General features: G+C 49.5%; 29 protein-coding genes, 1 rRNA gene and 1 riboswitch. Of the genes, 3 read left to right on the top strand and 27 right to left on the bottom strand.

Annotated elements, in window-relative coordinates; translation table 11 throughout:
* Positions 1–104 precede the first annotated feature (104 nt).
* Together NST99_RS00150 and pth are read right to left on the bottom strand one after the other, a co-directional pair.
* Positions 105–335 carry an anti-sigma-F factor Fin family protein gene (locus NST99_RS00150; protein ID WP_341089025.1) on the bottom strand — a complete coding sequence of 77 codons (231 nt, stop codon included), beginning with the start codon at positions 333–335 and terminating at the stop codon, positions 105–107.
* A gap of 86 nt (positions 336–421) precedes the next feature.
* The gene (pth, locus tag NST99_RS00145) at positions 422–982 is read right to left on the bottom strand and encodes an aminoacyl-tRNA hydrolase (RefSeq protein ID WP_341089024.1); all 561 of its coding nucleotides are present in this window, start codon (positions 980–982) and stop codon (positions 422–424) included.
* A gap of 125 nt (positions 983–1,107) precedes the next feature.
* On the opposite strand from pth, the gene NST99_RS00140 reads away from it, so the two are divergent.
* On the top strand, positions 1,108–1,308 hold the full coding sequence (locus NST99_RS00140; protein WP_038584374.1) for a hypothetical protein: 201 nt from the start codon (positions 1,108–1,110) through the stop codon (positions 1,306–1,308).
* Positions 1,309–1,431: 123 nt separating this feature from the next.
* On the opposite strand, the gene NST99_RS00135 is transcribed toward NST99_RS00140, so the two are convergent.
* From NST99_RS00135 to NST99_RS00075, 13 genes are all read right to left on the bottom strand, one after another.
* The gene (locus NST99_RS00135; protein WP_019914487.1) at positions 1,432–2,385 is read right to left on the bottom strand and encodes a ribose-phosphate diphosphokinase; all 954 of its coding nucleotides are present in this window, start codon (positions 2,383–2,385) and stop codon (positions 1,432–1,434) included.
* 88 nt (positions 2,386–2,473) lie between these two features.
* Positions 2,474–3,874, bottom strand: a complete 1,401-nt coding sequence (gene glmU, locus NST99_RS00130) for a bifunctional UDP-N-acetylglucosamine diphosphorylase/glucosamine-1-phosphate N-acetyltransferase GlmU (protein ID WP_341089023.1) — start codon at positions 3,872–3,874, stop codon at positions 2,474–2,476.
* 169 nt (positions 3,875–4,043) lie between these two features.
* Entirely contained in the window at positions 4,044–4,331 is a 288-nt protein-coding gene (spoVG, locus tag NST99_RS00125; protein ID WP_020425826.1) for a septation regulator SpoVG, read from the bottom strand.
* Between the two features lie 207 nt (positions 4,332–4,538).
* Positions 4,539–5,366, bottom strand: coding sequence for a pur operon repressor (gene purR / locus NST99_RS00120; RefSeq protein ID WP_038584367.1), 828 nt, complete (start codon positions 5,364–5,366; stop codon positions 4,539–4,541).
* 120 nt (positions 5,367–5,486) lie between these two features.
* The gene (gene ispE / locus NST99_RS00115; protein ID WP_340895699.1) at positions 5,487–6,341 is read right to left on the bottom strand and encodes a 4-(cytidine 5'-diphospho)-2-C-methyl-D-erythritol kinase; all 855 of its coding nucleotides are present in this window, start codon (positions 6,339–6,341) and stop codon (positions 5,487–5,489) included.
* 159 nt (positions 6,342–6,500) lie between these two features.
* Complete coding sequence (locus tag NST99_RS00110) at positions 6,501–6,677, bottom strand: small, acid-soluble spore protein, alpha/beta type (RefSeq protein ID WP_019914492.1); 177 nt, start codon at positions 6,675–6,677, stop codon at positions 6,501–6,503.
* 157 nt (positions 6,678–6,834) lie between these two features.
* Positions 6,835–7,110, bottom strand: coding sequence for a biofilm formation stimulator Veg (veg, locus tag NST99_RS00105; RefSeq protein WP_019914493.1), 276 nt, complete (start codon positions 7,108–7,110; stop codon positions 6,835–6,837).
* A gap of 290 nt (positions 7,111–7,400) precedes the next feature.
* Positions 7,401–8,300 (bottom strand): sporulation peptidase YabG, encoded by a 900-nt coding sequence (yabG, locus tag NST99_RS00100; protein ID WP_038584361.1) that lies wholly within the window; start codon positions 8,298–8,300, stop codon positions 7,401–7,403.
* Between the two features lie 102 nt (positions 8,301–8,402).
* Positions 8,403–9,287 carry a 16S rRNA (adenine(1518)-N(6)/adenine(1519)-N(6))-dimethyltransferase RsmA gene (gene rsmA / locus NST99_RS00095; protein ID WP_341089021.1) on the bottom strand — a complete coding sequence of 295 codons (885 nt, stop codon included), beginning with the start codon at positions 9,285–9,287 and terminating at the stop codon, positions 8,403–8,405.
* Positions 9,284–9,835: a ribonuclease M5 gene (gene rnmV, locus NST99_RS00090; protein WP_341089019.1), complete on the bottom strand. Its 552-nt coding sequence runs from the start codon at positions 9,833–9,835 to the stop codon at positions 9,284–9,286. Before rnmV ends, rsmA begins: the two co-directional genes overlap by 4 nt.
* A 152-nt stretch (positions 9,836–9,987) precedes the next feature.
* A complete protein-coding gene (locus NST99_RS00085) occupies positions 9,988–11,148 on the bottom strand; it encodes a ubiquitin-like domain-containing protein (protein ID WP_341089017.1) in 1,161 nt (386 codons plus the stop codon).
* 290 nt (positions 11,149–11,438) lie between these two features.
* A riboswitch (cyclic di-AMP (ydaO/yuaA leader) is annotated at positions 11,439–11,666 on the bottom strand.
* A gap of 198 nt (positions 11,667–11,864) precedes the next feature.
* Positions 11,865–12,635: a TatD family hydrolase gene (locus tag NST99_RS00080; protein WP_341089016.1), complete on the bottom strand. Its 771-nt coding sequence runs from the start codon at positions 12,633–12,635 to the stop codon at positions 11,865–11,867.
* Positions 12,636–12,689: 54 nt separating this feature from the next.
* A complete protein-coding gene (locus NST99_RS00075; protein WP_341089014.1) occupies positions 12,690–13,973 on the bottom strand; it encodes an HD domain-containing protein in 1,284 nt (427 codons plus the stop codon).
* 305 nt (positions 13,974–14,278) lie between these two features.
* Between NST99_RS00075 and NST99_RS00070 the strand changes: the two genes are divergently transcribed.
* On the top strand, positions 14,279–14,533 hold the full coding sequence (locus NST99_RS00070) for an AbrB/MazE/SpoVT family DNA-binding domain-containing protein (protein WP_019914502.1): 255 nt from the start codon (positions 14,279–14,281) through the stop codon (positions 14,531–14,533).
* 557 nt (positions 14,534–15,090) lie between these two features.
* On the opposite strand, the gene rsmI is transcribed toward NST99_RS00070, so the two are convergent.
* The 10 genes from rsmI to NST99_RS00020 form a co-directional block, all read right to left on the bottom strand.
* On the bottom strand, positions 15,091–15,996 hold the full coding sequence (gene rsmI, locus NST99_RS00065) for a 16S rRNA (cytidine(1402)-2'-O)-methyltransferase (protein WP_038584344.1): 906 nt from the start codon (positions 15,994–15,996) through the stop codon (positions 15,091–15,093).
* Positions 15,996–16,769 carry a tRNA1(Val) (adenine(37)-N6)-methyltransferase gene (locus NST99_RS00060; protein ID WP_341089013.1) on the bottom strand — a complete coding sequence of 258 codons (774 nt, stop codon included), beginning with the start codon at positions 16,767–16,769 and terminating at the stop codon, positions 15,996–15,998. The genes rsmI and NST99_RS00060 overlap by 1 nt, the downstream gene beginning before the upstream one ends.
* Positions 16,770–17,008: 239 nt before the next feature.
* Positions 17,009–17,374 carry an initiation-control protein YabA gene (locus NST99_RS00055; RefSeq protein WP_341089011.1) on the bottom strand — a complete coding sequence of 122 codons (366 nt, stop codon included), beginning with the start codon at positions 17,372–17,374 and terminating at the stop codon, positions 17,009–17,011.
* Between the two features lie 30 nt (positions 17,375–17,404).
* Complete coding sequence (locus NST99_RS00050; RefSeq protein WP_341089010.1) at positions 17,405–18,205, bottom strand: PSP1 domain-containing protein; 801 nt, start codon at positions 18,203–18,205, stop codon at positions 17,405–17,407.
* 139 nt (positions 18,206–18,344) lie between these two features.
* Entirely contained in the window at positions 18,345–19,319 is a 975-nt protein-coding gene (holB, locus tag NST99_RS00045) for a DNA polymerase III subunit delta' (RefSeq protein ID WP_341089008.1), read from the bottom strand.
* A gap of 17 nt (positions 19,320–19,336) precedes the next feature.
* The gene (locus tag NST99_RS00040; protein ID WP_341089007.1) at positions 19,337–19,780 is read right to left on the bottom strand and encodes a YaaR family protein; all 444 of its coding nucleotides are present in this window, start codon (positions 19,778–19,780) and stop codon (positions 19,337–19,339) included.
* A 43-nt stretch (positions 19,781–19,823) separates the two neighbouring features.
* Complete coding sequence (locus NST99_RS00035) at positions 19,824–20,153, bottom strand: cyclic-di-AMP receptor (RefSeq protein WP_038584327.1); 330 nt, start codon at positions 20,151–20,153, stop codon at positions 19,824–19,826.
* A gap of 101 nt (positions 20,154–20,254) precedes the next feature.
* Positions 20,255–20,896 (bottom strand): dTMP kinase, encoded by a 642-nt coding sequence (gene tmk, locus NST99_RS00030; protein WP_341089005.1) that lies wholly within the window; start codon positions 20,894–20,896, stop codon positions 20,255–20,257.
* Entirely contained in the window at positions 20,897–22,558 is a 1,662-nt protein-coding gene (locus NST99_RS00025) for an aminotransferase class I/II-fold pyridoxal phosphate-dependent enzyme (RefSeq protein ID WP_341089004.1), read from the bottom strand.
* A gap of 216 nt (positions 22,559–22,774) precedes the next feature.
* A complete protein-coding gene (locus NST99_RS00020) occupies positions 22,775–22,960 on the bottom strand; it encodes a sigma factor G inhibitor Gin (RefSeq protein WP_038584317.1) in 186 nt (61 codons plus the stop codon).
* A gap of 210 nt (positions 22,961–23,170) precedes the next feature.
* On the opposite strand from NST99_RS00020, the gene NST99_RS00015 reads away from it, so the two are divergent.
* Positions 23,171–23,695 carry a hypothetical protein gene (locus NST99_RS00015; RefSeq protein ID WP_076113617.1) on the top strand — a complete coding sequence of 175 codons (525 nt, stop codon included), beginning with the start codon at positions 23,171–23,173 and terminating at the stop codon, positions 23,693–23,695.
* Positions 23,696–23,795: 100 nt separating this feature from the next.
* On the opposite strand, the gene NST99_RS00010 is transcribed toward NST99_RS00015, so the two are convergent.
* A complete protein-coding gene (locus tag NST99_RS00010; RefSeq protein WP_341089002.1) occupies positions 23,796–24,185 on the bottom strand; it encodes a hypothetical protein in 390 nt (129 codons plus the stop codon).
* 258 nt (positions 24,186–24,443) lie between these two features.
* Positions 24,444–24,560 (bottom strand): 5S ribosomal RNA (gene rrf, locus NST99_RS00005).
* Positions 24,561–24,594: the final 34 nt, after the last annotated feature.

The following is a 24,594-nucleotide window of genomic DNA, read 5'->3' as shown; positions in this document are numbered from 1 at the left end:
TGACAGCAGCCTAAGCCGCCGCACCTATTATGATTAGAATTGAAAACAAGCCTCAGCGATAAGGCCAAGGCTTGCGGATGACGATAGAGACAGGCGCTTCCACCTTACTGAAGCGGACTGGACAGCAGGCTGAGCTCAGGGTTGTTCTCCAAGGCCTGTTTGCAGTAATCGCAAGTAACCTTTACCGTGATCTCACCTTCTGAATCATACGCTATGATATCTCTGCGCTCCGCAGGGGTCAAAGAATGCAGACCAAGCTGCGCTTCTGTGATATTACTTCTATTGATGCTTCCCAGAAATGTCCGGCAGTGCCTGCATACGTAGTGTATTGCCATCTATATGCCTCCTGAAGTTAGTATATACCCTTCAGTATGCCCCGGCCCGGCCGTATTTAGCCTAAAGATGCGGCGGGAGCGGGCGGCTAGCCATTGAATTTGGCCATGGTCTGTTCAAAGGTATGCTGCAGGCTGAACTCCAGGGCATCACAGGTATCCAGGATCATGGTCTTCAGCCTGTCTCCGTCTTTCTTGGGAAAGGTAGAAAGCACATAATCTACAATAGCAAAGCCCGGTTCAGGACGGGAGATCCCCATCCGCACACGGTTGAAGCTTTGCGTGCCTGTATGCTGTATGATCGACTTGATTCCGTTATGGCCTCCGGCACTTCCCTGATAACGCAGCCGGATTTTGCCGATTTCTGTATCAAGATCATCATAGACAACGATCATATCCTCTAAATTCACTTTATAATATTCCATATATGCACGAACCGCTTCTCCGGACAGGTTCATAAAGGTCATGGGTTTGATCAGAACTGTCTTGACTCCCCCGATGACGCCCTCACCGATTACGGACTTGCACTTATTCTGGTTAAAGGTGATTCCGTTTCTGGCCGCTAGCTCGTCAAGCGCCATAAAACCGACGTTATGCCTGGTTTTGGCGTACTGCGGTCCCGGATTTCCGAGTCCAACAATCCATTTCATGATGGCCTATCCTTTCCATCCGGTTCTCTTAAGCAGAAGAGTTCCGTTTTTGGTACAATGAATTTTATTAGGCTTACTTCTAGAGCAGCCTAGGGCCACTTTACTCCAAAGACAGGTGATGAACGATGCCACATCAGGGCGACATCTTAACGCTTCAGCGCCATTTCCAGTACCACATCCAATATGCTGTGCCTGTCGAAATTTACAGAGACAATGTGCACGTAGCCATCGGTGTAGTTACAGCGGCGGATGAAGGCTTTGTTGAGCTGCAAGGAACTCTTTACAACCGCAGCCTGTTCACCTTTATCTCCCGGCCAGGGTATTAATGCCGCAGCAAAGCTGGGGGTCATCACGCCGACAAGGGTTACATCTTCCGTTACGGAGGTGTAACCCTTTTTGAATATAGGCGGGAACGGCAGTCATATCACTACAAGAGCACTACCCGAATACTATTCGATTTCGAACAATTTGCTGATGGACAGCTCCTCATGAACACGAATAATCGCCTCACCCATAAGTGGAGCCACGGACAACACTTTGAGCTTCGAGGTCGGATTGCTGCTGCGGATTGGAATGGTATCCGTCACGATAATTTCTTTGATTGGTGAATTTTCCAGACGTTCATGCGCAGGTCCAGACAATACCGGGTGGGTACAGCAAGCATAAACTTCCTTCACGCCGCCTTCCATCAAGGCATTGGCTCCCAGTACAATCGTTCCGGCCGTGTCGATAATATCATCGATCAGAATCGCTGTTTTGCCTTCGATGTTACCGATAATATTCATGACTTCGCTGACATTGGGTTCCGGACGGCGTTTGTCGATGATCGCCAGAGGTGCGTTAAGGAAATCGGCAAGCTTTCTAGCCCGCACAACACCCCCATGGTCCGGGGAGACCACAACCGGATTCTGGATCTGCTTCGAACGGAAATACTGGGCAAGAATCGGGACACCCAGCAGATGATCCACCGGAATATCAAAGAAGCCTTGAATTTGCATGGCATGAAGGTCCATCGTGATAACACGGTGAGCTCCTGCTTTTTCGATCAGGTTCGCTACCAGCTTGGCCGTAATTGGATCACGGGAACGCGCCTTGCGGTCTTGACGAGCGTATCCGTAATAAGGAATAACCACATTGATGCTTTTCGCGGAAGCGCGTTTGAGCGCGTCTACCATAACCAGAAGCTCCATCAAATTGTCGTTAACCGGACCACAAGTCGACTGTACGATATAGACATGGCAGCCCCGGACACTCTCAGACAGCTTGACCTGAATCTCCCCGTCGCTGAAGCTTGTGGTATGTGATTCACCCATCGGAATTCCGATATAATCAGCAATTTGACTAGCCAGCTTAGGATTGGAGTTACAGGTGAAAATCTTTAATTTGGAATCGCAATAAGTCATAAAATATAAACCCTCCGTGACGGAATTTAGCTTCCAAGCAGCGCCGGTAAAGAGATCTCAGCTCTATCCGGCGCTTTGGCAGTGGCCCTTACGATTGACTTGACTGGTCTTTCTTTGCTTTGGCCCGGGAGCGGATCTTCTCGGCATATCCCGGCTTGTTCTCCTGTCTTACTCTGGCAATGGCCAAATCATTCTCCGAAACAGATCTTGTGATTGTCGACCCTGCAACAACAAAAGCGCCTTTGCCTACGGTGACCGGTGCAATCAGATTCACATTGCTGCCGATGAAGGCATTATCTTCAATTGTCGTCTTGGATTTATTAAATCCGTCATAATTGGCAGTAATTGCACCACAGCCAACATTTACATTCTTACCTACAGCGGCATCGCCGACATAGCTCAAATGCGATACTTTGGAGCCGTCGCCGATCACTGCATTCTTAATTTCCACGAAATCGCCTATTTTGACTTCCTCACCAAGTACAGTGCCCGGACGCAAATAGGCAAAAGGCCCAACGGTAGTCCGTGCGCCGACTTGTGCCTGATTCAGTACGGAATGCTTCACCTCAGCGCCGTCCATAATCACGCAGTCTTCGATTTCACTGGAAGGCCCGATCACGCAATCTTCACCAATGACGGTTTTGCCTTTCAGCTGGGTACCCGGATATAACACGGTATCTGATCCAATGATGACATCGGCTCCTATATAGGTGGAAGCCGGATCAATGATGGTTACACCGTTCAGCATATGCTGCCGGTTGATGCGCTGGCGCATGTAACCTTCTGCTTCGGATAAAGCCAAACGGTCGTTAACGCCGATAGACTCCGCAGCGTCATGAGCCTGATATCCCAGAACGATATCACCCTGTGCCCGGAGTATGCCGATTACATCTGTTAAATAATATTCCTGCTGGTTATTACTGTTGGTGACCTTCTCCAGCGCCGCGAACAGCTTGGCATTATCAAAACAATAGGTACCTGTATTAATTTCGCCTACAGCTGCTTCCTCAGCGGTGCAATCCTTCTGTTCCACAATCTTCAGTACACCGCCGTCTTCCCCGCGGATAACCCGTCCATAGCCTGCAGGCTGATCCATCACAGCAGTCAGTACAGTTGCTGCCGCATGCTGCCCTTCGTGCAGTGTCATAAGCCCTTCCAGCGTTTCCGCCATGACCAGCGGTGTATCACCGCAAATCACGATGGTTGTGCCTTCCTCGCTGCCGATAAGATCCTTAGCCTGTTTGACGGCATGACCGGTACCCAGTTGGGTTTCCTGCAGCACATATTCCGCATCCTGGCCTATATGGGCTTTTACTTGCTCTGCGCCATATCCGACAATAACGACGGTACGCTGGCTTCCGGTCGCTTTAACTGTATCAAGTACGTGCCCTACCATCGGTTTGCCACAGACGGGGTGCAGCACTTTATATAATTTAGATTTCATGCGCTTGCCTTGACCTGCGGCAAGTACAACAGCCATTCTTTTCAAGAATGCCAACCTCCCACTTCTTGAGCTCACTACTGAATATATCTCATATCGGGAAAAAAGAAAAGAGAACCATGTGAGCATGGTTCCCTTTTCTTCGAACCCCAATTAAAAACGGCTTGACCTTACGCCGCCCTGGGAGGGCAGCTGGACATCAGAGTCAGCTTAAGGCTTAAGCTCCCTCTTCGATGACCTCTTCTTCTTCCGTAGCGGCGCGATCGTACTCGGCCAGAACCGCAGATTGAATCTTCTCGCGTGTTCCCGAAGAAATCGGGTGTGCGATATCGCGGAATTCGCCGTCCGGTGTACGCTTGCTGGGCATAGCAACGAACATCCCGTTATTACCGTCGATGACTCGAATGTCATGAACAACAAACTCGTTGTCGATTGTAATGGATGCGATTGCTTTCATTCTCCCCTCAGAGTTGACGCGGCGGAGTCTGACATCCGTAATTTGCATGTGTGTGTTCACCACCTTTTTCCATCAGAGACTTGGTGTATAATTCCACACAGCAAAGCGAATTCCTTCTTTTTGATTCCAAAAAATGCCTGATAATGAAGATTATTTTTGCGCAACCATTGATTTCGACACCATTCGCGGGGTTTTCTAATAATCCCTTACGATTTCGACATTTTACTGTTTCTTAACGCAAAGTAACTGTCCAGCTCAGGAGGAGAAGTAATTACCCGGATACGCTGAAATCCGCCGCACCTTGGAATCCACCTCATTCAGCTTCACCAGAGATACATAGTCATGCAAAAGACGTTCTTCCGTCTCCACCGCACCTGATTCCACGAGTACACCTACACCGGCCACTTCGGCATTGAACTCGCCAAGCAGATCGACCATACCGCGTACGGTACCGCCGGCCTTCATGAAATCATCCACGATCAGCACCCGCGACTTCTCACGCAGCGCCCGCCTCGAGAGCGACATCGTATGTATGCTCTTGTGCGAGCCCGATACATAGTTGATGCTAACCGCAGAGCCCTCGGTCACCTGATGGTCACGGCGCACCAGCACCACCGGCAGCCCAAGCTGTGCAGCTGTTGCATAAGCCAGCGGAATGCCTTTGGTTTCCACGGTCATCACTACATCAATCTCTACCCCGTAGAAAGCCGTTGCAATGATCTTTCCGGCCTGTTCCATCAGAGAAGGCAGCCCCAGCAAGTCAGACATATATAAATAACCACCGGGCAGAATCCGGTCGCTCTGCTCCAGCTGTCCGCACAAACGGTTAACGAAAGCCAGCGCCATCTCTGTTGGCATTCTAGGAATATAACGCACCCCGCCTGCCGCTCCGGCCAGTGTCTGCAGCTCACCCATGCCTTCGCCTTCAAATACTTCTTTTATAATAGCCAAATCTTCGCTGATGGATGACTTTGCCGCACCATACCGGTCTGCAAATGTTGACAGCGACAGCAGGTCATGCGGTTTCTCAAGCAAAAATTGGGTCATGTCTACCAAACGTTGGCTTCTTTTAAGTTTTTTCACGGAATGCTCCTCGCCAAAACCGAATATTATTATAAAATAATATCACTTTTGTACGGATTTACACAAGAAGAAACGGCTGCTCTGCCTTTGACAGTTGCTAGCCGTTTCTCTGGAAGCTCTTCAGCTCAGCGAACGTACCGCGTAAACTTCCTTACAGAATCCGCGCAGTCCATTGTAAATTCTGGCTACCTTCGACTGTTTGGATACCAGACCGAAGACGGTCGGTCCGCTGCCGGACATCAGCACTCCATCTGCACCCAGCTTCATCATGGCTTCCTTCAGCTGCTGCACCTCTGGATGGAGCTTCAGCGTCACATCCTCCAGAACGTTGCCTAGCCCCGCACAGACTGCGTTGAAGTCGCCCGCTGCAATGGCCTCCTGCATCCGCGTTGCCGACGGATGCACCGCAATGTCATTCGCCCGTACACGTCCGTACACCTCAGCCGTCGATACATTAATCGGTGGCTTCGCCAGGACGACCCAGCACTGCGGCGGATTCTCAATCGGAGTCAGCCGCTCGCCTCTCCCCGTTGCCAGGGCAGTGCCTCCTGTGACGCAGAACGGCACGTCCGAGCCCAGCTCGGCGCCCAGTTCCTGCAGCTCCTGCGCCGGGATACCAAGGCGCCAGAGCCTGTTCAGGCCGCGCAGCGTTGCTGCCGCATCGCTGCTGCCGCCGGCAAGGCCGGCAGCGACCGGAATTCTTTTGTCCAGATGGATATGTACACCGCTCTTCACATTATAACGGTCTTTAATAAGCCTCGCAGCCTGAAAGGCAAGGTTCTTCTCGTCGAGCGGAATATATCCCGCCTGGCTTGATATAATAATCGAGTCTCTCTTCATCTCTGATAGCTCCAAACGGTCCGCCAGATCCACCATGGTCATAATCATTTCCACTTCGTGAAATCCGTCAGGCCGCTTGTGAAGCACATCCAGCATCAAATTGATCTTGGCCGGCGCTTTCTCATACATTTTCAAGGCGTTCACCCACCTTCAGCTTTTCCCGTAAAAACAACTTAACATATTATATGAGAAACTTGTAACGAAGTCCATTATCAAAAGTTTGGACAGGCCAAAAAGGGAAACGCCGCAAGGACGGTTCCCCTTTTTTATTACCATTTTTCAGCACATAAGCGGTTAAGACTTCCGGGCAGCCTGCTCGGCAAGCTGAATCGCCCTCTTCACCATATTCCCTGCATCCTGGGCCCGGATTCCACCCCAGCCGTCCCGCTCTACCGTTTCGTAGAATCCAAGCTCCTTAGCCAATTCCGTCTTCAGTTCCTCCGACATCATGCCTCGTTTTCTGCGGCTCATTAGCGGAATTCCTCCTTAGGGTAGTAGATGATTAGCTTATTGCTCCTTTAGTATGCTGTACCGGGGCAATGATCATTCAACCCGCGAAGAAACCGTTCACACTGTTGTTATATTCACAAAACAAAAAACAGCCCCCATAGGAGACTGTCCGTAACACTTAAGCCTTAATATACATAATTCGCATTTGCCCATCGTCTTCGCAAACTGTGATCTCCACAGACTCCGTAAGAATATCGGCATAGCTATAGGAGACACGCTTGAAGGTTTGCTGCTCCTGATCCAGTTTGACAATAAATACAGAAGGGTACGTTTCTTCCAGGACACCGGTGCGTTCAACGGTCTTACGACGTCCACCGTTTGCACGCAACGTGATCTTATGACCGACGTGAGCTTCGAGACTGCGTTTAATTTCCAACAGCGCGTTATTAGCCATTACCTGACGACCACCTCTTTCCTTGTCCATTATACAACTTTTCACAAACATTGTCAAAGCAAATAAATAATTATAGATGATGCCAAAAAAGTTGTCAACGGAATTTTTTTAGAACGAAAGACTCCCGGCCGAGGCGCCTTGTTATCGGTAATAATATACCGGAGGCTGTCGCCGCCTGTCCGGCTTCCACAACAAAAAAAGGAAAAGAAAAGCGTTATGCTTATCCTTTCCTTTTTTTGTTCCTGCCATTCTGGAAAATTATTGCGTACGGCTTTTCCGGGACCATGATACTATATCGCCGACGGGGTAACTTTCAGCGCGGAAAGATTTTGCAGGCGAGGCATTCCAATCCGGAAGCTGCCGCGTGTCTCTATTCCGCCCATTCCCTGGTTGCCGCTGATGGTATGATTCAGTACATCGCCTAGACTGACAGTGTCACGGATCGAGGTAAAAGAGGCTTTGGCTGCTATATAGACCGGATCCAGCGCATGAATCAGGATTCTCCCCGGTGAGCTGGCAAAATTGGCCCCCGCCCCCAGCAGTGCCTCAAAATGCGACTGGCAGGCTCCCGCCACAATGGTCAGGGCATCAAAGTTCCGTTCATATTCCCTTGCAACCCCAATAGCAGCCACAAAGTTCTGCGAATTTTTGTAGCTGCTAAGACTATAGAGATCATAAGTATGCGGCTGTTTCAGCACCCCGTCGTGGCCAGTTATAACTACGATATCCGGACGCACACGAGGCAGAAGCCGGTATAATGTCTCCGCCATTTTGGACTCATGAACATGATGCCCTTCCGCGGGAATCCGCAGCTGTTCATACAAGCTAAGACTTTTGTTCAAATAAAGCGCATCGCCGTCCAAATGCAGCACTTTGCCCGGCACCTCGAAATAAGCCGCCTCCTTGGGGGATTGCGGCCAGCCTCCGGCAACAGTTTCTCCGCTGCGCTGGCTCTGTTCCTGACGGTCCTTACGCAACCTTGTCAATGATTCCTTTGCTTTGATCTGTGCCTGCTGTCCCCGTTCTGTAATACGGGTAGGCGGCACTTGAACCAAGTCGTCCAGGGGAGCATCCGCCAAAAGGCGGAATTCTGTGCCTTTGATTACAGCTCCACTCTGCACGATGTTCTCCACCCGGAAAGTTACATCTCCACCATAAGATTTGCGGACGACCAAGTCTCCTAAATTCATGACAACACCACCTCTATCCCCATCGTATGGGCAAAGGTCATGGTTGGTTCTTCAACAGCCGCATTTTCAAAAGATAAAGCGCGATGTTTCACGCTGCATACTCTAGGCGATTCCTGCCGCCAGCAGCACAGCGCTAAGCCGGGCGTACTCCGCAAGGCTCAGCGTCTCCCCGCGGCGGGTTGGCTCTATGCCAGCCTCAGCCAGCAGCGCCTCCAGGCGTTCACGGCCTTCTCCAGGGAAGAAGCGGGCCTTGAGATTGTTTGCTATTGTCTTACGCCGCTGGGTGAAGGAAGCCTGGACCACCTCAAAGAAATGCTTCTCATCAGCTACATCCACCGGAGGACGTTCTCTGACCTTCAGCCGGATTACAGCAGATTCCACATTCGGCTGCGGGATGAAGACCGTACGCGGCACAATACAGACCAGCTCAGGCTCACTGTAGTACTGCACGGCTATGCTGAGGCTTCCATATTCTTTGCCGCCCGGAGAAGCCGCCATACGCTCAGCAACCTCCTTCTGGATCATTACCACGATATTATCCAGCGGAAGTTTCTCTTCCAGCAGTTTCATCAGTATAGGAGTTGTCACATAATACGGCAGGTTGGCAACCACACTTACTTTGTCGACGGTTGCAAAATCCTCTGTGAACAGTTCCTGGAGGTTTACCTTCAGCACATCATCATTGCGAATTTTGACATGCGGGTACGGAGACAGTACATCCCGCAGAATCGGAATCAGTCTGCGGTCGATCTCTACAGCAGTCACCGCACCCGCAGCCATGGCCAGCCGTTCAGTAAGTGCTCCGATACCCGGACCAATCTCCAGGGCGCCCGCAGAGTCAGTTAATTCTGCTGCGTCCACTATTTTATCAAGGATATTCTGGTCGATCAGAAAGTTCTGTCCCAGACTTTTTTTGAACGAAAAACCGTAGCGCTGAATAATTTCTTTGGTCCGTACTGGCGATGAGATCTTGTTATTGCCACTCATGAGGTAATGCCTCCCTGATCAATTTGTGCGAGAGCTCCGGAGAATTCTTCCCGCGTGATGCCAAACATAGCCAGCCGCTTGTATAGCTGTTTGCCGTTACAATACCCGATGCCAAGCACGTTGCCAAGCGCCATCCTGCGCTCAGCCGCTCGCGAATGCACCAGCATGCCCGCCTCCATAAGATCCTCCAGCCCAATAAGGGCAGGGGCCCCCTCAAAGGAGGTATGTACATGCTGCAGCGCATGACGGATCGCTTCCGGTGATGCATTCTCAACACCGATATCCCCCTTGCGTGTGGCATCCTTCTCCGGGATGAATGCATGCTTGCAGCCTGGCACCTTGGAGGAAACAATCTTGCGGATGCGTTCGCCGGCATGATCGGGATCCGTAAGGATGATCACGCCTCTGCGTTCCATTGCCAGCGCTATCTTGGCGATAACCTTGCGGTCTACCGCTGAACCGCCAGTCTCTATCGTATCGGCCTCCACCGCCCGCTTGACGGCAACCGTATCACTCTTGCCTTCCACCACAATTAATTCCTTAATCATACACGTTGCTCCTTCCTGTAAAACACAAAAAGAAGAGGATTCGCTCCCCTTCTTTTTGGCTAAAGAATGTATAAGTGATGAGCGGCAGCCCGTTCTGTCAGTGCTACCCTCACTATAGCTTATAAACCGTTAATTTGCAAAAGCGGACCACGTTAATTCAACTCCGGCTTCACTGGACCGATCACATAAATAGTCCGGGACTTGCGGCCGAAATTACGGGCATGGCTCAGTGAATCGTAATAAACATCTAACTTGTTGCCTTTGATGGCACCGCCGGTATCCTCTGCTCGGCGAAACCCTAATCCCTCAATGTACACCCACCAGCCGATAGGAATTACATTCGGGTCCACAGCTATTGTCCGGCCTTCTGTTACGCGTGTGCCAGAAGCCGTGCGGGTCCCAATGCCTGGCTCTTCCGAAGAATAGGCTGTCATCGACACATTTTTGATCATCTTCTTGTATTGGAAATCTACGCCTGCCTTGTGCACGACGTTACTGCTTTTTGCGGAAACTTTGGTTGTTTTGGATGCCGTACTTTTTTTGGAAGTTGTCACAGCAGCTACAACGGGCTTTGGCAGGGGCTTCGTACCAACATAAACAATTTTATGTTTGGTAACCGTCTGTACTTCCTTGCCAATCATGCGCATAGAGACCAGTTCTCCATCTTGGTAGACCTTCTCGATATGCTGGACCATGACGCCTGGTGCGCCTAACTGTGCCACTTTTACGGTCCCCTTGTTCAGGGAAGGATCTGAGGTCTTAATGACCTGGAATGGCAAATTATGCTTCCGCTCTACAATTTGCTTGTTGATGCGGACAATTTTAATTTCCATGCCGGCCGATACTGTGGTGTCAAGCGAAGGGTATATTTTGTCACTGCTCTCCAGGCTTAAACCCAGTTTGCTAATGGCGTCACCGATAGTGTCTTCGGTGGTGTACATTGTTTTTGTTGCTCCATCCGCAGTGAGACTAAACTTCTGTGCACGATTGATCACGACACGGTCGCCGTCCTGTATCTCATCACTAAGGCCAATAGATAATTCATCATGCGGCTGCAGCGAAATTTGTTCCTTAGCCAGCACATCACTGAGCAGCGCTTCGCGCGTTTCCAGCGTCTGTACTTTCCCGTCTATTACTAAAAATATCTCTTTCTTGCTCTGACCGTGTACGTACAGCAGAATGAGCAGCGCGATAACGATTGATACCGCACCTGCAAGCGAAAGTAAGCGAGGATTCACTTGCTTCCACCGTAATGCGAAAGACCTGCTGGATGATTGCGAATCATGGGATACTTCTGGTTGGAATACGCCCACTCTCTCCATCCTCCTTACATAGCCCCGTCGTCAAGTTGTATATCAAGGTGACTGAATGATTGCTGACGAAACTAGGTTTGAGATTGCAACAGGATACGCCCGCATTGCTTTAGCGTTTCCTGCTCATGGATCGCCTGCCCGGCATAATTACTCCAGATACCTGTTATATAACAGTATGCTGGGAACATTCGCATTATTCAAAACAAAAAAAGCCCAAAAAAGAGTTCACAGAGGACTCTTTCGTGGCTTCTCCGGATGTCAGAATACGCGGGAATGTTTATGCACGAGGTTTCCTCTCTTACTTGCGCTTACGGGGTTAGCTGTCGGGTTCGGGCATAAGAGAGACGCCCTATCTTAGGTCACCCGCTCACGGCGGTTGCCCTCAAATTCACCCCAAAGACCACGTGAAGAAATCAAATAAATTCTGCGGCATTTCTGTGTTGTACTCTATGTACGGACATGCGGCAGGCATTATTGGTTCCCCCGTTCTCCATACGGAGACTCAGCGAGACGATCCATGATTCAGTGACTGTCACAGTAACAACAGCTCACTGCACTGAAAAGATGATATCCTGTTTTGATGCATGTTGTAAAGGACGATTCAACCACGTTTACGCAAAAAAATGATTAAAATATTGTAATATTCAGCCGTTTTTAAATTAAAAAAGTTTAATATATCGGCTATACTTCATTTTTCACCGCTTTTACTCCCGATTTCAGACAATTCCAAATCGTTCCAGTGCGTTCGCGTACGTAATTTCCGCCAATTCCTGTAAATCAATCCCTTTTATTTCCGCGGCAGCCTCTGCTACTAATCTCACATGTGCGCTCTCATTTCGCTTGCCCCGGAAAGGGTGCGGTGTCAAATAAGGCGAGTCCGTTTCAATCAGCAGCCGGTCCATCGGAGTCTGGGCCAGCACCTCTTTTGGCACTCTGGCGTTCTTGAATGTAATCGGGCCGCCGAAGGACAGGTGAAAGCCTAAATCCAGGCACATTTTGGCTATTTCCCAGCTTCCGGAGAAGGAGTGCATCACTCCGCCTATTTCATCAGCCTTCTCTTCACGGAGAATACGCACCACATCTTCATGAGCATCACGGTTATGAATACAAATCGGCATTTTCAGTTCACGGGCTAGTCCGATTTGTTTGCGGAACACTTCATGCTGTACCTCTTTGGGAGAGGTGTCCCAATAGTAATCCAACCCAATTTCTCCGATGGCGACTACTTTTTTATGACTGCACAGTGAGGCGATCCACTCGAGATCACCGTCCCTCATGTCTATGGCATCCTGCGGATGCCAGCCGACGGCTGCATAAATATAGTCATAGGTTTCAGCAAGCTTCATGGTCGTTGGGATTGTTTCCCTGTTAAAGCCAATATTAATCATTTTGGTAACTCCTGCCTCGAGCGCATTGGCGATTACCCTTTCGCGGTCCTCGTCGAATTGCGGAGCATCCAGATGGGTGTGCGTGTCGAACAATTGCATGTTACATCCCCTTTTCTGTCATAATTTCTATGATGAATTCCAAGTATTTTTGGATTACTTTGCAAAGATTTCTGCGATTGAAGTAGGCAGCATTGGAAGGGCTTTCTGCAGCTTATCCTGTGGAAAATACAGGTGATAACGGCCGCGGTGAATTCCGCTGATGGAGCGTACGATATCTGAAACTTCAGAGATCTCCCTCAGTTTGTCATGGCGGTCAAGCAGCAGAATCTGCTTGCTGTCAAAGCCTTGTCCCGGACGAAACACATCATAGGGCAAATCTGTTGGAAAATCAATTTCCAGATCATAATCGGCATCTAGCCCTGCCACGGCAAAGCTGCGGCGTATTTCGTCAATCGTCTCGGAATCAAGGTTCTCCATCTCTACATATTTATACAGTTTACGATGAATAAACCGGCTGCACAAGTCGCTTAACAACTCATCCTTCTCCAAAGTCCACTGCATGAAGGCGGTCTGGATCATAGCTTCGTCTAGCAGCAGATATTGCTCCACCGTGACCTCTCCGCGGAACAAATCACCTAAAGGATCAATCATGAACCGGAATTCATAACCGCTCTGGTACAGTTCTTTGGCTCTGCGGAAAATTTGCCGCAAAATGATTTCGGAACTGCGTGTGACCGGGTGGAAATATACCTGCCAGTACATTTGATAGCGCGACATTAAGTAATCCTCGATGGCGTGCATCCCTGACTCCTTAACCACTACCCTTCCATGGTATGGGCGCAGCATTCTTAGAATCCTGTCAATATCAATCGTCCCATAGTTTACTCCCGTGTAGTATGCATCGCGGAGCAGATAATCCATGCGATCAGCATCCAGAGGGCCGGAAACCAAGTTGACTACAATTTCATGCTCATAAGTTTTGGAGATTACCGATGCTACCTTGCCGGGAAAATCCTCTGCCACATCCCGCAGAATCGCGGTGATCTCCGTGTCCTCCAGAATGATCCGGCAGGTCCAGTCTTCATGGTTCATTTCAAAGGCTTCTTCTATAGAATGGGAGAACGGGCCATGCCCCAAATCATGCAGCAGCGCTGCACATAGAGTAAGCAGGCTCTCCTCCGGCATCCAATCCTTATACCCGCTTCGCTCGAACTGCGAAATGATACGGCGTGTAATTTCGTAGACACCCAGGGAGTGTGAAAATCGGCTATGCTCTGCACCGTGAAAGGTTAGATAGGAGGTGCCAAGCTGACGGATGCGCCGCAGACGCTGAAATTCCTTGGTATTGATCAATCGCCAGATAATTGTGTCCTGCACGTGAATATAGTTGTGAACCGGATCTTTGAAAACCTTCTCTTCTGTCAGCGGTTGCTTCATGTGTTCAACTCCTTCGAATAATATAATTAGAAATAAGAGGTAATAGGTAGTATAATAATGAATTATGTCGCACTTTGTCGAATTGTGTCATTTTATCGTTTTACAAATCGACAATTTAATTTTATCTGCATTTGTATGAATTTATGTGTAATGTAGGCGATATAAAAGTTTTATTAAAAAATTCCTTAAAATTAGCCTCAAAAAAGGTTGACTGTTTTGGGAATGGTTGGTATTATAAATATCATAAAACGGTGAACAATGTCGAATAATGACGCTTTTGAACATTGAGAGGAGCAACGATTGTAATGATGAAATCAACAGGAATTGTAAGAAAAGTAGATGAGCTTGGACGGGTTGTTATTCCGATCGAATTGCGCCGTACCCTGGGCATTGGAGAAAAAGATGCGCTCGAAATTTACGTGGACGGTGAGCGGATCATGCTTAAAAAATACGAGCCAGCTTGCATTTTCTGCGGCAATGCTGAGAATGTAACCTATTTCAAAGGAAAAATAGTTTGTCATGAATGCATTTCTGCTATCCCTACCCCTGTGACAAACTAGAACAAATAGGTTATAATAGGAACTAATCAAATTGTTAATTCTAACCTTTTTATATCTCCTTGGCCTCCCGTTGATGCGGGAGGTATTTTTTATGCTTTTTTACCCTCCCAAACCCTCCCTACAGGGAGGGCCCCAAGGGCCCCGGCCCTCTGGACACCCGGAAGCTTGTCTAATTTGTGGCCGCGCGTAAAGGAGTAACTGTGACGGTGGACCGGCCCTCTTTCGGGCACGCCCTCAGGGCCTTGCCATCCGAGGGATTTCGCCATAGGCCGTGCGCCTATGGCGGCTGCGCGAAGGCGCTGCCCTGCAACGGTTGGGCGATAAAGCCGCTCTCCCTGCGGGAATCGCTTTACGGTAGCACGGGCCAGTGACTTTAGCGGTTACTGGCTGCTGGCTGGTGAGCTGCTTTTTCTGCTTTTGCCCGCTCTCCCTACGGGAATCGCTTTACGGTGGCACGGGCCAGTGACTTTAGCGGTTACTGGCTGCTGGCTGGTGAGCTGCTTTTTCTGCTTTTGCCCGCTCTCCCTGCGGGAATCGCTTACGGAGGCAAACGCCCTTTACTCCCTGTCCAACAATGCATTGTAAATATCGCGTTTGGCCAAGCCACGGTCTGCGGCGGCTTTTTTCATAGCTTCCTTCCGTGCCATTCCTGCGTTTTCATAGTGAGCGACATGCAGCTCAATGCTGAGCTCACGCCACCAGGAGGATTCAGCAATCTCAGCCTCTTCTTTGCTTTCCCCTTCAACCACGATTACATATTCGCCAAGCGGCGGATGTTCGGCCAGCCAAGCAGAACATTCCTCAATCGTGCCGCGCAGAAACTCCTCATAACGCTTCGTCAGTTCACGGGCCAGCACCACCCGGCGGTTGCCGAATGCCTCCTGCAGATGAACCAAGGTTTTGGCTACCCGGTGCGGAGATTCATAAAACAGCAAAGTCCCCTGCACAGAACGAACAGCGGATAATACACTACGGATATCCTTACGCTCCCTGGGCAGGAACCCGACAAAGGTAAAGCTTGTAGTCGGCAAGCCGGAGGCAATCAAAGCTGACAAAGCCGCGTTAGCTCCGGGAATTGGAATGACCGGAATATGGTGGCTGACAGCCAATGCTACAAGATCTGCTCCAGGGTCGGAAATTGCCGGCAGACCGGCGTCGCTGACAAGCGCCAAATTTTTACCTTCTATTATATAGCGGATCAGTTCCGGTCCACTGGCAGCCTTATTATGCTCATGATAGCTGAACAGCATGGAAGGCGTAATTTCAAAATGGCTCAGTAACTTACGCGTCTGTCTTGTATCCTCGGCGGCAATAATATCACATTCTTTTAAAGTGCGGACTGCACGGTAAGTCATATCCTCCAGATTGCCGATTGGCGTAGCGACCAGATAAAGACAACCGCATCCTGGCGGTTTAATTCCATCATTGTTGTTTTGAAAGCTGCTTTGGCATGTTATAGTCATCATTTACCCTCTTTGTTTCCATAATAAATATCCATAATTTCTGGACAGTATTGATTGTCCTCATTATATACGATCAGCGGCGGTTGTAAACGCACCTCAGGCTTTCCATCGCGTGCAGCTTCAATCAATACCATATTGGCTTCCAAATGTGCTCTTGGATGCACGAAACGAATCAGCTTCGGCTCCAGTCTGTTTTGTCTCATCAGGCTGATAATATCTACCAGACGCTGTGGCTTGTGTACCATACTTACCTTGCCTCCGGTGCGAACCAGTCTTACACATGCCTGAATCACCTCTTCCAGCGTGCAGCCAAGCTCATGGCGGGCCATCGCCTGATGTGTATTCAACTTGAGATCGCTTCCGTTAAGCGGCATGTACGGCGGATTAACGGTAATCGCATCGTATACACCGTATCCAGCATCATTATGCAGTTCGCGTAAATCCCCTTCATGTATCTTAATCCGCTCCTGCAGTCCATTTAAGGCTACACTACGGCGTGCCATATCCGCCAGACGCGGCTGAATTTCAATACCTTCTATAGAAGCTTTGGTTCGTGTAGTGAGCAGTATCGGAATAACTCCATTGCCAGTACAAAGATCAAGTACTCTGCCGCGTGGCGGTATACCCGCAAACCGGGCCAGCAGTACGGCATCCATTGAGAAGCTGAACACTTCATCACTCTGAATAATCCGCAGATCATGAGTCAATAAATCATCCACCCGCTCCGTTGGCAGCAGTAGAGGAACAGGTATTTCGTTAGAAAAATTCGTCATTGTAATCTCCTAAAAGTTTTGTTGAGCCTATGCTTCAATGAAATTCTTCGAAACAAAATTCGCTTCGTAAGCATAGACTTAGTTTTGCCTGAGCATATACTTCAATGAAATCCTGCGAAACAAAACTCGCTTCGGAAGCATACGCTTAGTTTTGCCTGAGCCTGTGCCTTTCTTTCATCAGTCTACGCCCTTAAATTCAAAAAAAACCGTAGGCGTAAATCTCCTACGGCTGGATATCCTCATTTATTAAGAAAAGAAAGACAGAACAGACAATCACCTTCTGTGCGCAAATGGCCGAAATAGACATTGCAGATGTGAAAGCCTTCATGATACAGCCGGGCCAGATTGTCATAACCTTCCCCAACTACCTCTTCTGTTCCCTCTCTGGCGGCCAAAAGAGCTTCCGCCTCCGCAGTATCAACGGCAGGGTCCAAAGGTGCGTCCCTCTTCAATATTTTGCGGAGCTGTTCATTCTCCAGACTAAGCCTTTGATTGGCTTCCATCAGTTCCTTAACCGTCTGTTTCCAATCTCCGAGACTTGCGCGCATGCTTTCCATCTGCGCTTCCATCTCCTGCATGTGTGCAAATATATTTATCTTCTCCAAGTTTCCACCCCGAAAGTAACCTTATATGGTTTACTTGACGACAACATCATCCATTGGAAGTTCCTTAACTTTGCCCACTTCAAACAGCTGTACATGAACCGTGCGGGTTCCGGCATTAATTCCTACCACCTTGCCGTCACCGAGTGAGGTTACGACAATCTTGCCTACCGCCGGCATTTCTTCCTTCGTGCTTTCGTAATTATCATGCTCAAACTTCAGGCAACACATCAGCCGTCCGCACAAACCCGAGATCTTTGTCGGATTAAGCGAAAGGTTCTGATCCTTAGCCATCTTGATCGACACCGGCTCGAAATCTCCAAGCCAGGAGGAGCAGCACAATACTCGTCCGCAAGGCCCCAGACCACCCAGCATCTTAGCCTCATCACGCACACCAATCTGCCGCAGCTCGATCCGGGTACGGAAAATACTTGCCAGGTCCTTGACCAATTCGCGGAAATCGACGCGTCCCTCGGCAGTGAAATAAAAAATAATCTTATTGCGGTCAAACGTGAACTCCACATCCACTAGCTTCATTTTGAGCCCATGATCGCGAATTTTATTTAAACAGGTGGTAAAAGCTTCCTTGGCTGCACCTTTGTTCTCTTCAACCACACGTGCGTCGGTTTCTCCGGCAATACGCATGACCTTCTTGAGAGGCAATACAACATCCGCTTCCTGCACCTCTTTTTTGCCAACGACAACTCTACCGTATTCAACCCCTCTTGCCGTCTCAACAATAACGCATTGATCGCGTTCAATCGGGAAATCAAGCGGATCAAAATAATATATTTTACCCGCTTTTTTGAAGCGGACACCTACTACGCTGTACAAAAATTAACCCCCTTGTTTGCCGGTAAAGGAACCCTTAAGCAAGTCCGCTCTCTGATGATCCATGCTTGTCCTTCCTTATCCGTTAAACCCATACTTCCAGGCTGAAGCGACATATAGAGGATATATCATAACTAACCCTTTAACTTTCCAGTCGGATTAAGAACTGCTCCAGACACAGTTGGGCATTGGCATTGGACCGGAGCCTCCGCTTGCTCTCCGCCGCGAATTCCATATAAGCCACCCATTGTTCCGTACTCCGCTGACGGGCATGTCTGGAAATAAAGTCTAACTGATCTATGAAAACGATGCTTTCGTGTCTTCGGTACAGGAAGTAAAGCATATCTTTAAACCAAAGATGGAACATGCTGAAAAGAATATCCAAATGTTCACCGAGCCCGGCCTTGAACAGCTTCTGCCCTACGGTTGCTACCGCAGTGCTGCCTTTGCCCAAAGACTCCTTAGCTAATTGTAACACTAGATTTCTCATTTCTGCAAACCAATTCTGTGCCAAAAGTTCCCTGCAGCCATCAAGACCTGAAGTCAGCGATACTGCACACCGGGCTAGCGGCACAGGAACCCCCTCGCCGGATAACGCCTGGAGCATAATATCCGGATGCAGCGGGCTAAACGGAATACGCTGAGTCCTTGACTGAATCGTTGGTAGCAGGGAACTGCTATTATCGGAGATTAAAATGCCTACTGCCGGAGCAGGTGGCTCCTCCAAAAATTTGAGCAGACTGTTGGCGGCTTGCACCGTCATTTTATCCGCTCCTTCTATAATATAAACCTTCGGGTTAATTCCTTCCGATCGGTAAGAAAAAACACGCTGCAGCTCACGGATCTGATCGATCTTAAGACTTGCCCCTTCGGGCTTCAGCAGGGTTAAATCCGGATGGTTGCCATGCTCAACCTTGCGGCATTCCAGGCATTCACCACAGGCATCGTCCTGGAGTACGGTGCAAAATATGGCTTGCGCGAACATCAGTGCTGTCTTCATTTGTCCGCTCCCGGAAGGTCCGGTGAACAGATAGGCATGACTGACCGCTTCTTTGCGCAATGCATTTTGCAGCAGGCGTTTGGCATCCTCCTGGCCTAATATATCATGAAAAGGCATAAATTCCTCCAACTCTTTTAAAAAGCAAGATTAATCAGCATTCCGCGGATCTCTCCAACCCGTCCCAGCAGATCAATACGGCCATGCTCACTTTCCAGCAAGTCATCCGCCAAGTTCAGCAGCGCGGCATCGATCTCCTCCAGCAGTTTATACCTTTTACTCCTGCCGCGACGGTCCCAGCCCTTCGTATCCTTCAGAATGACTCCGCGGCGCGCAGTCTCCTCCAGAAACTTTTTGATCATATTGCGGTAAATCGCCAGCTCGCGGACCGTCATGGATTTGGATAGCCGATCGCCCTGCTGCTGGATATCTTTAATCTGGCGGTTAAGCTCATCTATCGTTTTCTGTTCACCCTGCTGATGGAATACATCAGTGAATGATTTTTGCTGAACGGGCCTTCTACCTTCTTCGTTAGTCGGCAGCTCGCTTTTTAGGGGCCTGTAGCCCGGATTGATTTTCAAAGGTATCTACCGTCCTTATCATGGGATTGCACCGGTATTATGCTCAATAATGCTCAAAACGATCAACAGGAAGCACGAATACTGTTGCTCCGCCTACCTGTACCTCTACAGGAAGTGGTAAATATGAATCCGTCGTACCGCTCATAGGAGTTACCGGAGTAACAAGCTGCTCACGCACCTTGCAGCTATTTCGGATAACACTAAGTACAGCATCTACCTGAGTATCGTCTACACCAATCATAAATGTGGTATTCCCTGCGCGTAGAAATCCGCCTGTACTGGCCAGCTTGGTTGCACGGAAGTTTGCCTTGACCAGCTCACTGGACAACCGGTTACTGTCTTTATCCTGGATAATTGCGATGATTAAGTTCATCTTCGTTCCCTCCTAAAAGTTTTGTAGGCGATACATTGGAGTGTTACCTCTCCAAAGGTGATGTGATAAGTTCACACCTAAGTAATATTAGACAAAGCGCGCTAAAAATCCTTTAAAATGCGCTCCTTCAGCGTACGAACGATATCCTGTTCAACCATATGAATCGGACGATTGGCATCAAGGACAACAATCCGCTGGGGATCTGATGCAATAACGAGCTGATACCCTTCACGAACCTTTTGGTGAAAAGCCATGTTTTCCAAATCAAGGCGGTTCACTTCCCGTTCCTGATTGGCAGCGATCCGTGACAGCCCCACCTGCGGGTCCACATCCAGATAAAAGGTTAGATCCGGCATCCGGTTCCCAATAGCAAAGCGGTTAATGCTCCGGACCTCTTCAATGCCAAGTCCTCTCGCATAACCCTGATACACGAGACTGCTGTCTACGAACCGGTCACAAAGCACGGTAATCCCGTCCTTGAGTGCAGGCTCAACTACTTCCGCCAGATGCTGGCTTCTTGCCGCTGCATACAGCAGCGCTTCCGTCCGGGCATCCATAGCAGTATGGGCGGGATCCAGAATGATGGATCGGATCTTCTCGGCGATTTCAATCCCCCCGGGTTCACGCGTAATCCGGTAGGGCATGGAGTGATTCTGCAAATATGCCGCCACCCGGCCCAGTACTGTTGTTTTTCCCGAGCCATCGCCTCCCTCCAAAGTAATGAAGAAACCTTCTCGTGCCACTTATACTTCTCCGCCCTTCTGAATGTTGTATACCTTGATATGCTGTAATACCGGATCAGCGCAGGCCTGAAATTTGGCTCCGCCTTTACTGAGACCACTCAGCCGGCTGCATATAGCTTCGGTTATTGCTTCGCCCGGATAGAGCAGTGGAATGCCCGGCGGATAAGGAATAACCATCTCTGCCGCCACTCTTCCTATACTATATTCTAAGCGGACGCTTTCTGTTTCACTTTCAAGCACCGGCTGCAATGAAAACGGAACCGGATCAGAAATCAGAGACGTGGGGAAATTGTTCCACGTGGAATTATTGTTGTGAGGAGTTATGCTTCCCTCTGCCTGACTGTCAGTGAAGGCTGCTGCAGGTGCTTGGTCCGCAGCAGCCTTAAAAACCGCAGATGCCGGACCAGCAGCAGCCCCAGATGCCTGCGGCACCGGGCATGGCATGTCCGCACCAATCTCCTGCAGCGCGCACAGCAGCGCTGCCGCATCTTCTGCCTTCGAGCCGAGGCTGAAGGCCAGCACTACGTGCCGGGCATCGCTCATCTCCGGCACGATGCCCTTCTCCTCGAGCCTGCGCTGCAGCTCGAAGCCCCCCAGGCCCCCGGCGGCGTCATAAATGACGGCCTTGAAGGGGTCCTGCATGCTGTACGCCGCCCCGCTATGCGGCGGCGTTCCCGTGCCGGCGGCTGCGCCTGCACCGCCGGAAGGCTGCAGCGGCACCGCTGGCTGCAGCAGCCCATAACGCGGCAGCTGCGCCAGGCCGTGCCGCAGGACGTCTACGGCGGCGAGCCCCGCCGTGAAGGCATTTGCGCGCTGGCTGTGCACCAGCCGCCGGGCCAGATCGAGCGAAGCCATCACGGGGTAGGATGGGCTGGAGCTCTGCACCATCGCGAGCCGCTGCCTAAGCAGGGTGCGGTCAAGCCGCGGGCCCTGCACATGCAGCATGGCACCCATGGTGAGCGCGGGCAGCATCTTGTGCGTGGACTGCACTACGCCGTCCGCGCCGCACATTAGCGCCCCGGCCGGCAGCTCGGGGTGCTGTCCGTAGTGCGCCCCATGCGCCTCGTCAACCAGCAGCGGAACACCGCTGTCGTGACAGATCTGAGCGAGGGGCGCCAGGTCGCTGCCCATGCCGTAGTAATTCGGCATGGTGACCAGCACAGCTGCGGCTTCCGGGTAGGCTGCCAAGGCAGCCTGCACCGTCTCAGCCGCAGGAGCGACCGCAAGGCCGCTGTCCGTATCCAGCAGCGGCTCCAGAAAAACTGCCTGGACACCTGCCAGCATTAGTCCATGAATGACCGATTTATGCACATTGCGCTGCAGAATCATGGTCATCCCCGGCTGGGGGCATACCGTCAGGATGAGGGCAAGATTACCGGCAGTGCTGCCGCCAACGAGAAAAAAACTCTCTTCCGCCCCAAAACAGTCCGCTGCCAGCTCCTGTGCTTCCTTAATCACCCCTTCAGGATGATGAAGGTCATCTGTTCCGGAAATCTCTGTGACATCGTATTTCATGATCTCATTTAGATATCCTGCGCCCCCGAATCCGCTATAGGCCTCACCATTCTTATGGCCCGGCACATGATAAGATATATTACCCTTTACTCTATATTGTTCCAACATTTCGTATACAGGTGCCCTGCCAGGCTGTAAATTGTTCATGATCTATTCCTTCCCTGGGGGTTACCTTCTATTTTAACGCAAATATGTGCAAACGCCTATTATTCTGGACAAAAGCCTCTTCACAACAACAAAACGGCTCCTCCCGCCCTTTAAGACGGGGAAGCCGTTATATTGAAGCCTTCTTATGCAGCCAACGCGACACATAACCACCGCCTGCTCTTTTTACCCCATCTTCATTCCATACCTGTGTTCTGCTCAAGCGTTCTTCTGCAATCCGATCTTCTTCATCCGTCCAATAAAAAAACGGTATTTGGCATCTTCCGCCTCTGTATGCACCATTTCACTCTCACAATCCTCACAAATGAAATGCGAGACAATCACAATACCTTCCTCTTTCACTTGTCCGCAAATGATGCAGGGCTGTCCGGGTTGCTGTTCCATTACCATCCCACCTTGACTCTTTTAAGAACAGTATGTTACACCTTCTATCATTTTAAACCCTTTCATAGTTTTTTCCTATCCTTCAAGGCTTATAATATATATATTCCGTCATTTGTCTAAAGGTGAACCTGATGCTGAAGTTTAATAAATTGCTGTCATTCGCCGATATTAGTAACATGAGAACTAAGTGAGGAGGTCAAACCTTTCTTTATGGAACCTAACACCAAAGGCGCAGCCACATTCTATCAATACAAGCTTATCAAAAAGATTAATCTCACGCCTGTTAAGCTGCGGATATATATTGCGCTCCCCCTCTTTTTCGTAGTGCTGGAAACAGTGTTCCTTTCCTGGTGGAGTATCCTGTTCATGATTATTGCCGCACCTGTTGTGATATGGATTCAATATGTAATCTCGCGGTCAGTTCTGGTCATTACCGGGCATCCCATCGCCAAGCGGTGGAGATTATCCTATCGCCTGCCATGGCTTGGTTATATGCCTGATCAATACATCAGCTATGGTATCTTCCGTAAAGTGCAGATGCATAACTTTTGGATCGGCCTGTGCATCGCCGCGCTGTTTATTGTATGGTCTCCGCCGGCATTTACAGTATCCTTGATCATCTGTCATCTATGGGTGCTCTTCCCCCGTCTTTATACGCTGCTGAGACTAAATCGTGAAGAGAAAAATGGTATGCTTAAGTTCACATCCACTGATGTTTCTTATTACTCTCAGTAATCAACAAGCCACATACATACAGCTATGAAATGCTCACACTACAATAAATAACCGCCGTCCTAATAGACGGCGGTTATTTATTTACTCTCCAGCTCTTTAACTATGTTTTCTTCTCCTTCGGAATCATCACAACGAAATAGTCATCATGGATCGTTAGGTGAACTGTGAGTCCATCCTTTTCAAAGACTCGCGAGCTTCCTGAGTCATCATCCTGTTGTTCTTCCCATCCCCAAGCCTTGATGGCTTCCAAATAAGGCTCTGCTACGCCATCCTTTTCTTTAAGTCCGGGCAATGAATAACGAACATAATCCATAGCGACATTGGTAGTGGTCCGATCAGGAGAGCTGGCGTCCTTAGGTACCGGAAAGCTTTTTTCGTTAAGCGCACCCTCAAAGGCATCCCAGGCAGGCTCTTTCGTACCGCAACCAACCAGCATTACACAAACTATAGAAACAATAAATAATATCCACATGGGCCGGGTTCGCTTCATACCTTAAATCCTCCTTACCTCTACCATGCATCTAAAGACGCAAGAAAATTCAAATTTAGAATTTATCAGTAGTTCATTCGTATTAAGGTTCTTCTTAATATTTGCACTTTTCTATTATACTTTGATCTGCTGTGGCTTCGGTAACAAAAATGTCACTCCATTGTAAGCGTTTTATATATATATGCTCCTCTATACCTATCTCTTACACTCTAAATAACAAAAAAGCCACTGTTGAGAAACTCAACAATGGCTTTGTGTGCTTGGCGGCGTCCTACTCTCCCAGGACCCTTCGGTCCAAGTACCATCGGCGCTGGAGGGCTTAACGGTCGTGTTCGGGATGGGTACGCGTGGAACCCCTCCGCTATCGCCACCAAACGGGCATTTACAGCGTAAATGCTTCAGGAACCTT

The organism is Paenibacillus sp. FSL L8-0470 (assembly GCF_038008625.1).
In the GTDB taxonomy this organism is placed as follows: domain Bacteria; phylum Bacillota; class Bacilli; order Paenibacillales; family Paenibacillaceae; genus Paenibacillus_AQ.
The sequence above is the reverse complement of the archived record's forward strand: the minus strand, read 5'-3'. Positions and strand labels throughout refer to the sequence as shown.

Coding starts and splice junctions, on each gene's coding strand:
- NST99_RS00110 (WP_019914492.1), bottom strand. CDS start 6,677: ATGAGCCGCAGAAAACGAGGCATGATGTCGGAGGAACTGAAGACGGAA.
- NST99_RS00070 (WP_019914502.1), top strand. CDS start 14,279: ATGATGAAATCAACAGGAATTGTAAGAAAAGTAGATGAGCTTGGACGG.
- rsmI (WP_038584344.1), bottom strand. CDS start 15,996: ATGACTATAACATGCCAAAGCAGCTTTCAAAACAACAATGATGGAATT.
- rnmV (WP_341089019.1), bottom strand. CDS start 9,835: ATGATTAAGGAATTAATTGTGGTGGAAGGCAAGAGTGATACGGTTGCC.
- NST99_RS00020 (WP_038584317.1), bottom strand. CDS start 22,960: ATGGAACAGCAACCCGGACAGCCCTGCATCATTTGCGGACAAGTGAAA.
- NST99_RS00140 (WP_038584374.1), top strand. CDS start 1,108: ATGCCACATCAGGGCGACATCTTAACGCTTCAGCGCCATTTCCAGTAC.
- rsmA (WP_341089021.1), bottom strand. CDS start 9,287: ATGAGTGGCAATAACAAGATCTCATCGCCAGTACGGACCAAAGAAATT.
- NST99_RS00135 (WP_019914487.1), bottom strand. CDS start 2,385: ATGACTTATTGCGATTCCAAATTAAAGATTTTCACCTGTAACTCCAAT.
- NST99_RS00150 (WP_341089025.1), bottom strand. CDS start 335: ATGGCAATACACTACGTATGCAGGCACTGCCGGACATTTCTGGGAAGC.
- veg (WP_019914493.1), bottom strand. CDS start 7,110: ATGGCTAATAACGCGCTGTTGGAAATTAAACGCAGTCTCGAAGCTCAC.
- NST99_RS00025 (WP_341089004.1), bottom strand. CDS start 22,558: ATGAACAATTTACAGCCTGGCAGGGCACCTGTATACGAAATGTTGGAA.
- NST99_RS00080 (WP_341089016.1), bottom strand. CDS start 12,635: ATGCAATTGTTCGACACGCACACCCATCTGGATGCTCCGCAATTCGAC.
- NST99_RS00010 (WP_341089002.1), bottom strand. CDS start 24,185: ATGAAGCGAACCCGGCCCATGTGGATATTATTTATTGTTTCTATAGTT.
- NST99_RS00060 (WP_341089013.1), bottom strand. CDS start 16,769: ATGACGAATTTTTCTAACGAAATACCTGTTCCTCTACTGCTGCCAACG.
- pth (WP_341089024.1), bottom strand. CDS start 982: ATGAAATGGATTGTTGGACTCGGAAATCCGGGACCGCAGTACGCCAAA.
- spoVG (WP_020425826.1), bottom strand. CDS start 4,331: ATGCAAATTACGGATGTCAGACTCCGCCGCGTCAACTCTGAGGGGAGA.
- NST99_RS00035 (WP_038584327.1), bottom strand. CDS start 20,153: ATGAACTTAATCATCGCAATTATCCAGGATAAAGACAGTAACCGGTTG.
- holB (WP_341089008.1), bottom strand. CDS start 19,319: ATGCCTTTTCATGATATATTAGGCCAGGAGGATGCCAAACGCCTGCTG.
- yabG (WP_038584361.1), bottom strand. CDS start 8,300: ATGAATTTAGGAGACTTGGTCGTCCGCAAATCTTATGGTGGAGATGTA.
- NST99_RS00015 (WP_076113617.1), top strand. CDS start 23,171: ATGGAACCTAACACCAAAGGCGCAGCCACATTCTATCAATACAAGCTT.
- NST99_RS00075 (WP_341089014.1), bottom strand. CDS start 13,973: ATGAAGCAACCGCTGACAGAAGAGAAGGTTTTCAAAGATCCGGTTCAC.